14 protein-coding genes are annotated in these 14,054 nt (G+C 60.3%); 7 read left to right on the top strand and 7 right to left on the bottom strand.

Annotated elements, in window-relative coordinates; translation table 11 throughout:
* Window positions 1–595: 595 nt before the first annotated feature.
* Window positions 596–1,471: a YihY/virulence factor BrkB family protein gene (locus AC5STB_RS09565; protein WP_495442682.1), complete on the top strand. Its 876-nt coding sequence runs from the start codon at window positions 596–598 to the stop codon at window positions 1,469–1,471.
* 250 nt (window positions 1,472–1,721) lie between these two features.
* Here the strand turns inward: AC5STB_RS09565 and AC5STB_RS09570 are convergent, their stop codons facing one another.
* From AC5STB_RS09570 to AC5STB_RS09595, 6 genes are all read right to left on the bottom strand, one after another.
* A complete protein-coding gene (locus AC5STB_RS09570) occupies window positions 1,722–2,741 on the bottom strand; it encodes a hypothetical protein (RefSeq protein WP_495442683.1) in 1,020 nt (339 codons plus the stop codon).
* Between the two features lie 174 nt (window positions 2,742–2,915).
* Window positions 2,916–3,299, bottom strand: coding sequence for a rhodanese-like domain-containing protein (locus AC5STB_RS09575; RefSeq protein ID WP_495442684.1), 384 nt, complete (start codon window positions 3,297–3,299; stop codon window positions 2,916–2,918).
* A 7-nt stretch (window positions 3,300–3,306) separates the two neighbouring features.
* Window positions 3,307–4,227 carry an MBL fold metallo-hydrolase gene (locus AC5STB_RS09580; RefSeq protein ID WP_495442685.1) on the bottom strand — a complete coding sequence of 307 codons (921 nt, stop codon included), beginning with the start codon at window positions 4,225–4,227 and terminating at the stop codon, window positions 3,307–3,309.
* A gap of 360 nt (window positions 4,228–4,587) precedes the next feature.
* Window positions 4,588–5,100, bottom strand: coding sequence for a COG3904 family protein (locus AC5STB_RS09585; RefSeq protein WP_495442686.1), 513 nt, complete (start codon window positions 5,098–5,100; stop codon window positions 4,588–4,590).
* A 78-nt stretch (window positions 5,101–5,178) separates the two neighbouring features.
* Window positions 5,179–5,337 carry a hypothetical protein gene (locus AC5STB_RS09590; protein WP_495442687.1) on the bottom strand — a complete coding sequence of 53 codons (159 nt, stop codon included), beginning with the start codon at window positions 5,335–5,337 and terminating at the stop codon, window positions 5,179–5,181.
* On the bottom strand, window positions 5,334–6,644 hold the full coding sequence (locus AC5STB_RS09595) for a hypothetical protein (RefSeq protein WP_495442688.1): 1,311 nt from the start codon (window positions 6,642–6,644) through the stop codon (window positions 5,334–5,336). Before AC5STB_RS09595 ends, AC5STB_RS09590 begins: the two co-directional genes overlap by 4 nt.
* Window positions 6,645–6,890: 246 nt before the next feature.
* On the opposite strand from AC5STB_RS09595, the gene AC5STB_RS09600 reads away from it, so the two are divergent.
* The 3 genes from AC5STB_RS09600 (at window position 6,891) to AC5STB_RS09610 (ending at window position 10,433) form a co-directional block, all read left to right on the top strand.
* Entirely contained in the window at window positions 6,891–7,190 is a 300-nt protein-coding gene (locus AC5STB_RS09600; protein ID WP_495442689.1) for a hypothetical protein, read from the top strand.
* Between the two features lie 293 nt (window positions 7,191–7,483).
* Window positions 7,484–9,280, top strand: coding sequence for a mechanosensitive ion channel family protein (locus AC5STB_RS09605; RefSeq protein ID WP_495442690.1), 1,797 nt, complete (start codon window positions 7,484–7,486; stop codon window positions 9,278–9,280).
* 127 nt (window positions 9,281–9,407) lie between these two features.
* The gene (locus tag AC5STB_RS09610; protein WP_495442691.1) at window positions 9,408–10,433 is read left to right on the top strand and encodes an App1 family protein phosphatidate phosphatase; all 1,026 of its coding nucleotides are present in this window, start codon (window positions 9,408–9,410) and stop codon (window positions 10,431–10,433) included.
* A gap of 108 nt (window positions 10,434–10,541) precedes the next feature.
* Here AC5STB_RS09610 and AC5STB_RS09615 read toward each other — a convergent pair whose 3' ends face one another.
* Entirely contained in the window at window positions 10,542–11,009 is a 468-nt protein-coding gene (locus AC5STB_RS09615; protein WP_495442692.1) for a YciE/YciF ferroxidase family protein, read from the bottom strand.
* Window positions 11,010–11,251: 242 nt separating this feature from the next.
* On the opposite strand from AC5STB_RS09615, the gene AC5STB_RS09620 reads away from it, so the two are divergent.
* The 3 genes from AC5STB_RS09620 to AC5STB_RS09630 all read left to right on the top strand — a co-directional run bounded on the left by AC5STB_RS09620 (window position 11,252) and on the right by AC5STB_RS09630 (window position 13,907).
* On the top strand, window positions 11,252–11,713 hold the full coding sequence (locus AC5STB_RS09620) for an META domain-containing protein (protein ID WP_495442693.1): 462 nt from the start codon (window positions 11,252–11,254) through the stop codon (window positions 11,711–11,713).
* A gap of 149 nt (window positions 11,714–11,862) precedes the next feature.
* Complete coding sequence (locus AC5STB_RS09625) at window positions 11,863–12,030, top strand: hypothetical protein (RefSeq protein WP_495442694.1); 168 nt, start codon at window positions 11,863–11,865, stop codon at window positions 12,028–12,030.
* Window positions 12,031–12,803: 773 nt separating this feature from the next.
* Window positions 12,804–13,907 (top strand): AI-2E family transporter, encoded by a 1,104-nt coding sequence (locus AC5STB_RS09630; protein ID WP_495442695.1) that lies wholly within the window; start codon window positions 12,804–12,806, stop codon window positions 13,905–13,907.
* Window positions 13,908–14,054 lie beyond the last annotated feature (147 nt).

Raw genomic sequence — 14,054 nt, forward strand, 5'->3', positions numbered from 1 at the left:
CTCCTTGAGGTTCAAAGTGCGGGATTACGGAGATGCGCCCCCGTGCGGCGTCAAAACGAGAACGCGGCAGCGGCTGCAGAGTTCCTTCGTGCCGCAGCGCAGATTGCGGTGGGCCGTCAGGGCAGCATGTTTTCGTTGAAAAGGCAGCCGTCCCGCGAACCACCGCTCGTGCCTGAGGCGGCGATTGTCCCGTCAGAACCCAACGCGACGGATGATGCGTCAGCCACGAGCGGTAATGAAGCGCGGATGACAAACTATGCAGCGCAGGCACCACCTTACGTCGGTAGCAGATGGCTCGGAACATTCGTTCGGGACAAACGTTGCACTTTCAGTGACGATACCAAAGCAAATTCAAGTGTGTCGTTTTTCTGCACCAGTGCTTGCTGCGGCCGTCGCTCGCTGAAGGCGGCATGGAGACCGGAAAGCTCATCCGGACGCGCGATATCGCTGGCGGAGATCAGCCGCGCTAGGCGGCTGGCGCCATGCTGGGCCTCTGTGTCCGTTTATCCAGGAGGGAACCGCTATGAGCCGAGGCCGTGACGCCGAAACACCGATGGAAATTCCGCCGAGAGGCTGGAAGGATATCGCTTTTAGAATGAAAGATGAAATAGCCGAAGACCACATCGGCCTGATTGCTGCCGGCGTGGCGTTCTACGGGTTGATGGCTCTGTTTCCCGCCATCACTGCGCTTCTAGCGATCGGCGGCTTGATGATTGAGCCAAAGGAAATCGTCGATCAGATTTCCAGCCTCTCCGGTGTCGTGCCCGAGGAAGCTATGGACATCATCACCGCACAGGCCGCCGAGGTAGCAGGGTCGCGCGAGGGGGGGCTGGGTCTTACCGCAGTAGCAGGCATTCTGATTTCCATCTACTCGGCGTCGAAGGGCATGAGCAGCCTGATTGAAGGAATGAATGTCGCTTATGACGAAACGGAAAAGCGCGGCTTTTTCGTTAAGACCTTGGTCACCATCGCATTAACAGTATGCTTGATCATTGGTCTTCTCGTGGGCTTGACCGCCACGCTGGCTGTGCCGTCGGCTGTGGCTATTCTGGAGGCCGGTCCCGTGGCCGAAATACTGGGCACAGTGACGGTTTGGGGCTTGCTTCTGATAATGACGCTGGCCGGGCTGGCGGTGCTCTACCGCTACGGCCCGTCACGGGACAAGCCTGAGTTTCAGTGGGTCTCGCCAGGCGCCGTGACGGCCTGCATTCTGTGGCTTGCTGGATCGGCGGGGTTTGCTTTTTACGTTGGGAACTTCGGTTCTTACAACGAGAGTTTTGGAACGCTTGCAGGCGCGATTGTTCTGCTGATGTGGCTATGGATCTCTGCATTTATCATTCTGCTTGGCGCAGAGCTGAACGCCGAGATCGAAGCGCAGACAGCGCGGGATACGACAGTCGGGCCGGACGAGCCCATGGGCGAACGAGGCGCTGTCAAGGCCGATAAACTGGGGGGAAGCCCGGCCAAATGACCACAATGAGCCAGCATAAGGAGCTGTATCTCTCTCGCTGTTCAGCCGAAACGCGCCGTAAAGAAGAGGGCGCAGTGAACGCGTAGCCCAGGCTGCGCTGCTGGCGGTACAGGCGGCGCTTGCGGGGGTGCCGGGGGCAGCAAAAAGTGGGAAGCTGTTGCCGCACATGGCAAAACTATGGGTCGCCCGGCCCCACCCGTTGAAAAAGGCCGGGAGACATTTGTCTGCCCTTCCTCTTCGGTCCGATAGATTAGAGAACGGCCCGCGCTATGCGGAGCATCTGCAGGAGTTCAAATTCCGAGTCGTTAAGCTTCACGACTTGACCGTTCAGAACGGCGTAGTGTTCACCAGCGCCCGGCTGCGGCAAGCGGTACAGGTTGATCAGTTCATCCTGCGTCAGGGCCGCGGTCGGGGCGATTGGCACACCGTCCATCACGTCAGGCACCTGTGCGATCTGGTTCACCATAAGCAGCGAGGTATAGTCGTCTTGGTCAAGCAGGACGGGCATACCGTCGATCAGGGCATACCGGTGGCCATCGGGTGCAGAGCCGAGATTGAAGAGCGTTGCAATCTGGTTTGATTGCAGCAGCAGTAACTCAGGTGCCGGATCGACATCGCCCAAAGAACTGAGCAATTTGTCGCGGCGCTCGACCCAGATAGCGTCGTAACCTTCCCGGTAGTAAGACGCCCAATCGCCGTAGGTCACGCCCTTCTTAGCCAAGCCAGGCGGCACACAGGGCGGATCCTTTTTTGCAAGGCCAGGCGGGCAATTGATGAAGGTGATCAGCTCATCCTCTGGGATGTCGGACACGACCAGCTGCGGAGTCGCCAAGGCGAGGGCCGCCGCGCCCAGGACGCGCGTCATGTCGCGGCCAGCAGGTGCCCGCGCCGAGATGATGCGGCTGACCTCTTCTGCGCGTTCTTCCATGGTGAAGGCCCGGCGGCCGTTGGCGCCATGACCGTTTCCATCCGGCGCGTGCCGGGCATCGTTGCTGTTCGCCCTGGGCTTCGGTCCGCCTGCATGCTCGGGTTTGCCGCTGCCTGCGTGCGCGTTCCCGCTGCCGCCATTGCCATTGCCCTTCTGGCGCAGCTTTCCTTTGCCGCCCCCGTGCCCGTTGCTCTTGCCATTGCCGCCCTTGACCAGCCAAATCTGTTCGCCATTCACTGGGCCTAAGCCAGCGATACGGTCCTTGGTAAAGAGTGGAGCAGCGGACAGGGATGTCGCAGTCAGAGCGAACGCCACGGCGCCGCCAGTAAAGAACAACTTCATCTTAGTCTCCTTTCCTTTGGAACATCATGAAATATGGGCAATACGCGGCTGGCTGCTGCCCAGGGTCAGGAGCCGGTGGTTTTAGTCACGGATTTCAAGCGTTATGCATGCCGCGGTGAAGCTGTGCGCTTGGCGTCCTCGCTGGCAGCGGAGCTTAACCCCTGCCGGACAGGTTTAGTGACCGACCGGCAGTCCGGCGTCGGTCCAGGCTTTCAAGCCTCCCTCAATCACGCTGGCGTCATACCCCATGCGGGTCAGCGTATGCGCAGCTAAGGTCGCGCGCGCTCCGGATGCGCACATCACGTAGACTCTCCCATTGCCGCGCTGACGCACTAGTTCCGGCCGGCTGCTGCCGCTTTCCGGGTCGGCCTTCGCCTCAAGCAGGCCGCGCGGCACGCACAGCGCTCCGGGCACCTGCGCCTCGGCGACTTCTTCGGCCTCGCGGACATCGAGAAGCAATCCACCGTTCTGTAGCCCCTCATAGGCATCATGGGGCTTGGCAGCAAATATCTCTGCCCGGGCGGCGATAACCATTTCCTTCATGCTTTCGGCTTTCATCTTTTCCTCACAATCGGTTCACAGGAATTTTCAGGTAGTGCCTGCCGTCACTTTCGGCCTCGCCAAGGCGTCCGCCCCGAAGGTTTATTTGCAAGGCTGCAAGCATGCGATCCGGTAGTGCCAATTCTCGGTCGCGTTCCTCGCGCAGCTCAATCCAGTCTTCGCGCCGGGTGCCTGCCTTCACATGCGGGTTCCTGGCCAAATGCTCCGCGACCGTCGCTTCCCATGCCGGCGCATCGCGGCTTGCCGTTCCGTAATCGTGGCCGACAAACAGACGGGTATCTTCAGGCAGTGACAGAATATCCTGAATAGAGTCCCACAACTGGCTGGCTGATCCACCGGGAAAGTCGGCGCGGGAAGTACCCACATCGCAGTGCATCAATGTATCATGCACAAAGGCTGCATCGCCGCAGACATATGAAAGCGAAGCGAGCGTGTGCCCGCGTGAAAGCATGGCTCGGATTTGCAGGCTACCGAGTTGGAGGGTCTCTCCATCAGTGAGCAAGCGGTCAAAATGCTGTTCAGGCTCAAGTGCATCCGGCATGTGGTATATTTCCCGCCAGAGATCACCGATCTCATGCAGTTTTTCCCCAATAGCCGTTACCGCTCCTGTGCGCTCCTTCAAACGCGCTGAAGCCATCAAATGATCGGCATGAGGATGCGTGTCGAGAATCCAATTTATCTCCAGCCCTTCACCATCAGCTACTTGCAGTACCTGCTCCAAGCTAACTTCCGATGTCGCAGCATTCTGAGGGCTGAAATTCCACACCACATCAATTACTGCAGCTTTGCGGGTTTCGGGGTCAGCGCAGATATATTGCACCGAACCCGTGTCAGGTTCATATATCCCCCAGACGTCAGGACTGCCGGGGCCGCTTGAAGGAGAACGCCTGACTATCCGATCTCCATCTGAGTAATCTTTGAGCATCGCAACCTCCGTCGGTTCTCAATTTGCGCAGAAGCCCGTGCCGGTCGCCGCGACTGTATCTGCAGGCATATAATAAACGCTGTGGTAAAGTGATGGTTCCACTCTGCCGATGCGCGTCACTCAGGCTTCACATGAGCGGCGGCGTTAGCCAGACGGCGCTGCTGCGCTTTGCGCTGGTTGCGTAAAATCGGAGAGGAGACTGGTAGTCGTACCAGGGTCAGGATACGCATCAAACCAGCCGGCACAACGCAAGCCCACGACCTTGACTTTGCGCGCAGCATCTCCGGCGACGAGAAGGGCGGCTGCGCAAGCGGGGCGCGGCGGCGCCATGAATTACCGCAGCGCCGTCCCGCCACCTGGTCAGTCCGTCACCAAGTTCCACTCCGCCAGCTCTTCGGCGGTCAGAATATAGATCTCGTCGGCCGGCGTGGCCATCGCCGGCCCCATGATCCGCAGATCGATCCCCATGACATCCAGATGCTCCAGCACGCGCGCTTGGCCGCGCTGGATATCCTCGACCGCCAGGAATGCGGGCAGAATGGCGGACTCTCCGAACCGGTGCTGATGGACCCCCAAGCGCGCTGTGCCCGCAACCTGCCGCCCGGTTCCGCCCGCAAAGACATAGGGGCAAGCCGACAGGCAGACCGCTGCCTCCGCCAGGCGTGTATCCGCCCCGCCCTCCCGAACCGCCCGGCCAATCTCCAGCGCATCGGCAACGCTGCCCCCGGAGCTGTCAAGCAGCACGATTTCGGGCTTTGCACGCCGCAGCTCCGCAACGATCCGCTCGCCGTCGCCGGGCGAGATCGCGCCCTGCAGCAGCAGGGCATGCCGACCGTCCAGTGCTGTCTCCTCGGCCAGCATCCGGCGCGGCATGTCGCGGTCGATACCGGGGCCGGGGTTGGCCGGGCGGTCAGGCCTGTAATGCCGGGTCTGATCGCCGGGCCGGGTGGGCTAATCCATCTCCGGCACCGACACCGGCGACAGCAGCCGCGGCAGCGCCGGGCCAAGATCAAGCAGCACCAGCAGCAGCGCCAAGCCGATCTGCGCCCCCAGAAGCCACCGGAAAGGTGCCCCTGGCCCGCGTCCGGAAATCCGTCTGCTCCAGCTCATTCGACCGCTCTCGGCCCGGGACGCGGCCCGGCTGCGCCAGGCGCGCCGCTGCCGTCCTCCGCCTCGCCGACAGCCGCCTCATCCTCCGTATCCCCGCCCGGGCCAGGGGCAGCGGCCTCGACCTCGCGCAGCGCCAGAACCGCGGCGCGCAGCTCTGCCACAGTCATTGAATCCTCCGCCCCGGCCGGCTCCCGCCCGGCGCGGATGGCTCCCTGCGCCACCGCAACGATCAGCACCAGAACCGCGGGCAACAGGTCGATGGCAATGGCGCCCGCCCAGGACGGGGCGAAATTCGCCGCATAGCGGATCACCGCGTCGGCCTTGGAAATCGGCGTGTAGACAACTTCTGCAGCGGGCTCCAGCGCCAGAACCTCGGCCGCCGCGGCACGCAAAGTCTCGGCCCGTTGCGCCAGAACCTGCAACAGCGAGGTAATGGTTGCTTGCTGTGCGGCCTGGCCGCCCGCATCCCCTGCGTCCAGCCTTGGGAGCACGACGGACTCAGCGAGATCCCGCGCCGCACGGTCTACCAATGGCGCCACCGACAGTTGCCGCAGCTCTGCAATGATACCGGCCAGGCGCACGGATTCTTCTGAGAATTCGACACCACGGGCGGTGACAGGCCCCGGTGCTACAGTCAGCGCGCGCATCCGGCTGAGGATCGCGTTGCCTTCGGCAAATGCCGCGGCGACCGGCGCCTCCTGTTCTGCAATCAGCCCTTCCAGCGCTGCCAGCTCATCGGATTTCTGCATCAGCACCCGGAACACCGCGCCGCGCCCGGCCAGGCCGGACAGTCCGCCGCCAGCCTCCTGCTGCGACAGGTCCTCGAACCCTTGCCGGGCCCTGCCGACGTCCAAGCGCAAGGCCTGCCCCTGCAGCGCAAACGCATTGGCGCGCTCCAGCGAGGTTTGGTATTCCTGAACCGTGCGCGCCAGATGCTGCTCCACCGCTGCCGACCCAGCCAGCGCGGCAGCGTTCAGCCAGGACGACATCGCCACAATCGCCGCCGACCCCAGCGCCATGGACAAGCAAAGCCACATCCGGGCCGCCGCGGTCCGCATCGCCGGAAGCAGCCGCAGCAGATAGGACCAGAACACATAGATCCCGGTCGACACGGCCGCGCTGTAGGACACGGCGGCAAACAGCGACAGCGCGCCGTCATCATCCAGCAGGCCGCGCACCCCGAGATAGGTGTAGATGCCAGAGGCCACCGCCAGCACGCCGAGCGCCGCCGAGGTGAAGCTTTCCAGCCATTGCAGGTGCCCTTCCACTTCGCGCGCGTAGCGAAGGCCCTTGATATCACGTTTCATATTGGCTCCTCCCCCCAGAACATGAGCCCTGCCGCCGGAAAAACAAGGCGCTCCCGGGCACCCGCCGCGGCTGTCAACGGCACAGCCGTAATTCCACTAAGGCAACACTCGGCACCGCCACCCGGCGCACCAGCCGAATGGCTCACCGGATTTCTGCCGCTGAACCGCACAGACGGGAACGGATTAGCCTATGCAGGCGTTGATCCTGCAGAACCGCCGCCCCGGCCATGACTGAGGAGCCTGCTTATGTTCTTGAATCTTCCTTCACAGATCCGGTTTGCCGCCAGCTTAGCGCGCATGGCATTTGAAGCGCAGGTGATCATTTCTATCCGCACCCTTGGCATAATAGGTGTTCTGCCCGCCGCTCCGAATGAAACCACGCGCATGGTTCTGGAAAAAGTAAGGGCGTTCCAGTCTGGCACGTGTGCGGCAGTGCAGCTGGCGGCGGCAGGCAAGCCGGCGCAGTCTGTCTTTGCCGGGGTAATGGCACCCTACGGACGTACCACCGCCTCTAACTACACGCGCTTGACCCGCCCGCTCAGGTAAACCGGGTGTCCACAGTAGTCTCCCAGCCGCGATGAAGGGGCGACGGACCATGCTGCCGCTTTCCCGTGCCGGACCAATTAAGCTCCCTGCCCAGCCTCCTCAGCAGGATTACCGGCTCCGCCGGGCTGCAGCCAGCAACGCTGGCAACGGAATTTCGGTTCAATGCCGCGTCCTTGGCACGTTGGAACCTCAGAGCGTGAGATTGCAGGCGGCAGCCCTCTGGCGGCCTGCGGTTTGGTCGTGTCTTCCATTTCGCCACCACCGCTTTCGACCCGCGCCGGAAACATAGCCGAGTGTATGACAGAACCGCCGATACTGCCTTGTCGCCGCTGTTTTCGGCGGCTCAGGCTATCGGTCAGCAACGCGAGTCGCTGCAGTCACTTTCTAAGCAGCCGGGAACTCAAACCGGTCGGCAGCGTTTCTTTTCTATGTTTAGGTACCTTTTTCGGCTGCTGTTTCCGTTGTTCCTCTTTGCTTCGCCGTTGGCGGGGCAGGAAGAGCCGCCCTGTGAAAGCAATCGCTGGTTTTGCGCGAGTGCTTTCAATGTCGGCCTGCCGCAACCCTCAACGCTGATCAATCGCGACACCCCCCGCGCCACCATCGAAAGCTTGATCACCGCGGCGCGAGTGGGCGCTTGGGAGGATGCAGCGCATCTGCTGGACCTCTCCGGCATTCCTGAGGATCTGCAGTTAACCGAAGGCGCGAACCTAGCACGGCAACTGGAGACAATAATAAGCCGTAAAACGGTCATTGACTGGGATAAAATTCTCGACCGTCCTGACGCGCTAGATGCGGGTGCGTCCTCCGACCACGCAATGGCCGGCGAGCCCCGCAAGTCACTGCTGCTTTGGACGCTGGAACTCGAAGATCACCCTGCTGCGGTCCGGCTGAACCGCATCAAACCGCAAGAAGGCCCTGCGGTGTGGGTATTCTCCCGGCAGTCGGTGACCAATATCCCAGCGCTGCACGCACATCATGGTCCCGGCCATTTCGAGCAGCAATTGCCCGGCGCACTGAAGAAAGACGCTGCCTTTGGCCTCAAATGGTGGGAGGTGGTCGGGCTGCCGGTGCTTCTTTCGCTGACAGTGCTGGTCGGCTGGCTGGTCTGGAAGGCGCTGAGCCGGACAGCGCATGGGGCGTCTCATCAGGTCATCAAGGACAGTTTACTGTCTGTAAGAGGACCGGCCTGCATGGGTGCTGCAACTCTGTTCGCCCTTGCTGCTGGCTCGAATGCCTTCGTCTTTTCCGGTCAGATATCAACCATTCTGACGCCGGCGGCCTGGCTGGGCCTGGCGGGGTCCGCCCTGTGGCTGGCCATCAACAGCGCCGAAGCAGTTCTGGACCGGCTCACCTCGTTCGAGGAAACGGACCTGACCCAGCGCCAGGAAGTTCACGAACGCACAATGGCGACGCGGATCGCCGCCGCACGGCGCGCATTTGTGGTTGCCGCCGTGCTGATTGGAGGCGGCACATTCCTCTCGCAAAGCAATATTTTCCAAAACCTTGGGTTTACCCTTCTGGGCACTGCCGGAGCGCTGACGCTCATTCTCGGTTTCGCCGCACGCCGGGTGCTGGGCAACATCATCGCATCGCTGCAGATCGCGTTGAACCAGTCCGCCAAGATCGGAGACCGGATCGTCTACAACGATTACCTTTGCCACGTCGAGCGGATCAACTTCACTTATGTGCAGTTGCGCGACTGGGACGGCACCCGCCTCATTGTCCCGGTGGAGGAGTTCATCTCCACGCCATTTGAGAATTGGACGATGAAAGAGGCGAAGATGCTGCGCATTATCAAGCTAAAATGCGCGCACAATGCAGATGTGGACGCGCTGCGTGAAGCCTTCAACCGGATCGTGTCCGAGCTGGATGCCGACGAACTGGGTGATCTCGAAGATGTCAAAGTGCGGGTTGCGGGCCATGATGTGTTCGGAAAGGACGTATGGTTCGCCTTGCCCTGTGCTGACCCTAACACGTCATGGGATGTTGCATGCAAAGCCCGCGAAATGATCATTGCAGCTGGCAACCGGATTGCCGAAGAGCGCAATACCGAAATTTTCCCTGAAGCCCGCCCGGCCGAAGCCGCCTAGTCTCCTTCCGCCGCCCGGCCTTGCGAAACCGGGAGCCAACCCCGGCACCGCGACGGGGCAGCCGAGCGCGGGAGGCAATTTGGCACGCACCGCGTGTTGATGTCATGATACAGCAGAGAGGTTGCACATGATCAAAAAAGTCCTCCACCGGACCGCTCTGAGCGCCGAGCGCCTGCTGGACAGGCTGCAACCGGGCATCCGCAGGAAAAGCGCACCTCTGGTGATTGATCCCTACTATGGATACTCCACACCGGAGCACCTGATCGTGCGGGGGCGTGTCCTGGCTGCGCTCCGGAGTTCCACTGCGCGCGAGGGCCAGGGGGTGCTACGCAACATCTGGCAGATGGTCTCACTGTTTCTCACGGACGAGGCTGCCGGTGTCACGGTAACCCATGGCGAGACTAAGGCCGTGACTGACGAGGAGGGCTATTTTCAACTGCCTCTCCCGGTCGGCCGCGCACCAGGCTGGCATGACATAGAGGTGTCGGTTGCGGACGGCGGCGCACCGGCTGCCTGCCCGGTTTTCGTGCCCCGGCCGGATGCGAGGTTGCTGGTGGTTTCCGATATCGATGACACAGTGCTGCACACTTCCGCCTATTCCCTGCTACGCAACCTATGGACAACCTTCAGCGGCAATGTGCTGACCCGGCGCATCTACCCGGACTCCGCCGTCTTGCTGCGGCGGCTGTCGGAACAGGGCCGGAATCCAGTTTTTTATGTCAGCTCATCTCCGTGGAATATGCATGCCTTCCTCGCACAGGTGTTCAACCAAGCAGATCTCGTGCGCGGGCCGATGTTCCTGCGAGACCTTGGACTGAGCGAGACCCAGTTCATTTCAGCAGGACACGGCAGCCACAAGGGTCAGAGCATCGACCTGCTGCTCAATGCGCATCCGCGGCTGCCCGCGGTGCTGGTCGGCGACACCGGGCAAAAGGATGCTGCCATCTACCGCGCCGCGGTCAGGCGGCATCCAGGCCGTATCCGGGCAGTGCTTCTGAGAATTCCTGAAGATGGTTTAAACGAAGACGACAAGCGTGATCTGAAACTCCTGGAAGCCACGGGAGTGACAGTTATTGCCACCCCGAATTTCAAGGGTAGGGAAACTGAGCTCGAATTTGGCATTTCCCGCGGCGGAGTCACGTCATGTTCGTAAGAGGTTGACCTTGCGGCTCGGGCAGCCAGGCCCCGGTATAACAGAGATACGCCGCCGCGGCCTGAGGCTGGCCCGCGGCGGCATGTCGTACTGCGAAAGCCCCCGGCGTCAGTTGATTTTGGAAATCGCCAGATGGGTCAGCTTGCTGTTTGCCGCCTTCTCCTGATCGAGGATTGAGGTCAGAAGGTCATGCGCTTCGGCATGGCCCAATTCCTTGGCCCATTCCCGCAGAGTGCCGTAGCGGGCGATCTCGTAATGCTCCACCGCCTGGCAGGCAGCGACCAGCGCCGCGTTTTTTCCGTCGCCGGTGGCTTCTTTCATCACCCCCTCAGTTTCCTTGATCAGCCCTTCGATGGCATCGCACTTCTCGCCCGAGGGCTTCTCGCCGATCGACTCGAATACCTTTTCCAGGGTTTTCACTTGACCCTTGGTCTCTTCCAGGTGCTCGCCGATGGCGTCCTTCAACGGTTTGCCGTTAGCCGCCTCCTGCACATCGGGCAGCGATTTTACCAGCTTGTTTTCTGCATAGTAGATGTCCTGCAACGTGTGCAGGAAAACGTCACTCAGGGTTTTCATGGATTGCTCCTTACTGTGGCTGAGTTCAGATACAGGTTCGCGACCGTGACAACTCAACTCGCATGCCGCCACCAGCGTTCCGCTGCATCCTGCAGTCCAAGGCAAAGCTTCTGGGATCAGAGAAATATTTCCTGCCGCGCGGGTCTCGCAAACCCGCTGACGGCAGCCGCAGCGTCGTGATAGCCTGTCTTTGCCGCTCTCAGTGCTTATGGCGGCCGCCGAACCTGCCAGGAGGGACTTCGATGCTTAAACCGCTGCTATGGACGGCCGCCGTGGCTGCCGCCTTCACTAATGCCGCCTGCACCAGCGGACAAGAGAACCCTTCTGTCGACACCAGCGCCTGGCAGCTGACCAGCATCGGCGGCCAGCCAGTGCTGCGCTACTCGGCTGCATTCTCCCATCTTCCTGCTCCCTTTCTCGTCATCCGGCAGGACGGAACCGGCTCCATCGCGCTGCACGGTTTCGGCGGCTGCAACACCTTCAGCAGCACCATCGACGCCCGCCAGCCGACAGCGGAATCGAGTGTGGAAGCAACCGAACAGCATTGCGGTGAAGATATCGCGGTGCAGGAAATGACACTCTTCCGCATTCTCAGTAACTACCCGCGGTTCGATTTCAGCGGCAGCGCCGAAACCATCCGCATCACAAGCAAGGACGGCAACCGCCTCACCGGCAGCAGGACGTCCGTCTTAGCCCTGCCGTAGCCGGAAAAAGACAGCACTGGCTGCTTCTGCTGAAAACTTCCAGCCTGAAATGGAACCCAGACTGACATGCGGCGTTGATATTATGTGATCTGCTGGCAAGACACACGCTGCCCGCCACGATCTCAAACATAACTTGAAAGGTTAGTGCCATGACAAAGCAGCAGCCGAGCTACAAGGTGATCGACGGTCTGAAGGGATCTGACCAGCACCATCCGCTGAAAAACCGCCCAGGCGAGAAGGGCGAACCTGATCACGCCGCCGCAGACCACACCGAGAAAGAAGAAAATACCGTCGAGAAAGGCGAGAAGCAAAAGTGAGCCTGCAGCGCTCCTTGCACTCTGCGAAATAGGCTCTGAAGCAATTAAACCTCGTATTGCAGCGAATTTCTCGGCACGCATGCTGACAGGTGAACATGTCAGACCTTTCCGTGCATAGAGATGCATTCATTGTAATCCTCACAGCTTGGTTGCAAAGCCCACTGGCCATACTTCCGCCCATGCCGGACGTCCCCTCCACCGGACTATCTCACTTGAAAACAATGGCGCGTTTTGAAGCGCTGCGCTTACGGAAGAATTCGGCTCATTAGAACCAAGGCAGCTAATAATTCAGAGCAACCGCCGGAAACGGCGGAACGATGACTGTGGCGCCTTTGCCAAGAGACAAATGAGGTTTGAGATGCCCATCGCGAGGCAACGGCCAAATGATCGATACGGCTGGCCTCATAGTTCACCGCTCGGCTTCCCACCCGGGCGTGAAGAATGGGAGCAAACGCTTCACGGCGGTCGGCTAGAAGTCGCGAAGGACGCCACCGCTGTTGCGAAAAGGGCGTGAGCTGCAGGGAGACGGCAGCTGGAGGTTGTTTTCTTGCAAAAATGGGATGGTGATCTACCGTCTTCTTGAAGAGCGCAATATCTGAAAGCGCTTTGCGAGCGAGATTTGCAGGACGCCTATCCTGCGTTGGATACAGAAACAGTAAAATAGTAAGGGGAGGCGAACATGCACCGCATCATCTACTTAGTCGGATTAGTTGTCATAGTTGTAGCGATCGTAAGTTTCGTGCTTTGAAATGAATGAGGCGGAGGGCGTTCCGGTGAACGCGCCGGAGTCCCCCGTAGTTGCCGCAACCGGCAATGCCAGCAACCGTGTTGTTGGTGCCGCAATTGTCGTAATTGCCTTGGTTGCGGTAGTTTCGGCGCTCGCGATCGCGCGGGCATTTGTGGTCCCTGTAATCCTGGCCTTCCTTTTAGCACTTGTTTTCACCGGCCCTTGCCGCTGGATGAGGCGCCGGGGTGTTCCTGAGCCCGTCACCGCAGCAGGCATAATGCTGGGGTTAGTGGTCGGCTTGCTCACGACAACAGCAATACTGGCAATTCCAGTGTCGAAATGGGTCGAGGAGGCGCCACATATGGCGCTGGAGGTGGAGCGGAAGCTCAAAGACATATCTGGTGTGGCGGCGGCCGTTGCCGAAGCTGACAGGCGGATTGAAGAGGCTGCTGCTGGTGCCGCATCCAGCGAAGATCAGCCGGTCGAAGTCGTGATTGATGATAGCAGCGGCCCACTCACCACAGTGGCAGTTGGTGCTCCATTGATCGTGGCCCAGACGGTTTTCGTTCTTATACTCATGTTCTTCATATTGGCTTCCGGGAGTTTGTTCTACGAACGATTGGTGAACGTGATGCCCAGTTTTGCAGACAAGAAACGTGCTATTCAGATAGCGTACGACGTCGAACAAGAGGTTTCCCGGTACCTTCTGGCCATCACTTGCGTCAACGCCGGCCTTGGGTTGGCCGTTGGTATCTCGCTTGCGATGCTGGGAATGCCCAATCCTCTGGCCTTTGGCTTGCTGGCGTTCGTTTTGAATTTCGTGCCGTTTGTCGGGGCTATCATTGGTGTGGTTGTGTCGTTTGGAGTTGCGCTGATCACGCTCCCTACACTTTCCGACGCGCTGATTGTTGCCGTCGCCTACTTTGCCCTTACCGCTGTCGAAGGACAGCTTATAACGCCATGGCTTGTTGGGCGGCACCTCAGTCTCAATACGGTTGTTATCCTGATCTCGGTGGCCTTCTGGGCGTGGCTCTGGTCGGTCATGGGGATGATTATGGCTGTCCCGCTTTTGGTGACGTTTAGGGTTCTGTGCAGCCATATTGATACGTTGAAGCCATTCGGGGAGTTTTTATCGGGCCCCGGGAAATAGCAATGCAGCAAAACATGACGATAGCCGACGAGGCTCGTAAAAATGCTGGGGACGAACGGATGTTGGCGTCGGCGGTAAGATGATTTCTTGCCATGGAAGGAAGCGGCAGCCACGCGACATGCCGCTTCCCAAAAAGTGGCGCTGGTT

This window comes from Leisingera sp. CC-HEC093 (assembly GCF_059429195.1).

Excerpts from the sequence above, each read along its gene's own strand:
- AC5STB_RS09615 (WP_495442692.1), bottom strand. The coding sequence starts at position 11,009 with ATGAAAACCCTGAGTGACGTTTTCCTGCACACGTTGCAGGACATCTAC.
- AC5STB_RS09575 (WP_495442684.1), bottom strand. The coding sequence starts at position 3,299 with ATGAAAGCCGAAAGCATGAAGGAAATGGTTATCGCCGCCCGGGCAGAG.
- AC5STB_RS09620 (WP_495442693.1), top strand. The coding sequence starts at position 11,252 with ATGCTTAAACCGCTGCTATGGACGGCCGCCGTGGCTGCCGCCTTCACT.
- AC5STB_RS09625 (WP_495442694.1), top strand. The coding sequence starts at position 11,863 with ATGACAAAGCAGCAGCCGAGCTACAAGGTGATCGACGGTCTGAAGGGA.
- AC5STB_RS09565 (WP_495442682.1), top strand. The coding sequence starts at position 596 with ATGAAAGATGAAATAGCCGAAGACCACATCGGCCTGATTGCTGCCGGC.
- AC5STB_RS09570 (WP_495442683.1), bottom strand. The coding sequence starts at position 2,741 with ATGAAGTTGTTCTTTACTGGCGGCGCCGTGGCGTTCGCTCTGACTGCG.
- AC5STB_RS09590 (WP_495442687.1), bottom strand. The coding sequence starts at position 5,337 with ATGAGCTGGAGCAGACGGATTTCCGGACGCGGGCCAGGGGCACCTTTC.
- AC5STB_RS09585 (WP_495442686.1), bottom strand. The coding sequence starts at position 5,100 with ATGCCGCGCCGGATGCTGGCCGAGGAGACAGCACTGGACGGTCGGCAT.
- AC5STB_RS09595 (WP_495442688.1), bottom strand. The coding sequence starts at position 6,644 with ATGAAACGTGATATCAAGGGCCTTCGCTACGCGCGCGAAGTGGAAGGG.
- AC5STB_RS09600 (WP_495442689.1), top strand. The coding sequence starts at position 6,891 with ATGTTCTTGAATCTTCCTTCACAGATCCGGTTTGCCGCCAGCTTAGCG.
- AC5STB_RS09610 (WP_495442691.1), top strand. The coding sequence starts at position 9,408 with ATGATCAAAAAAGTCCTCCACCGGACCGCTCTGAGCGCCGAGCGCCTG.
- AC5STB_RS09580 (WP_495442685.1), bottom strand. The coding sequence starts at position 4,227 with ATGCTCAAAGATTACTCAGATGGAGATCGGATAGTCAGGCGTTCTCCT.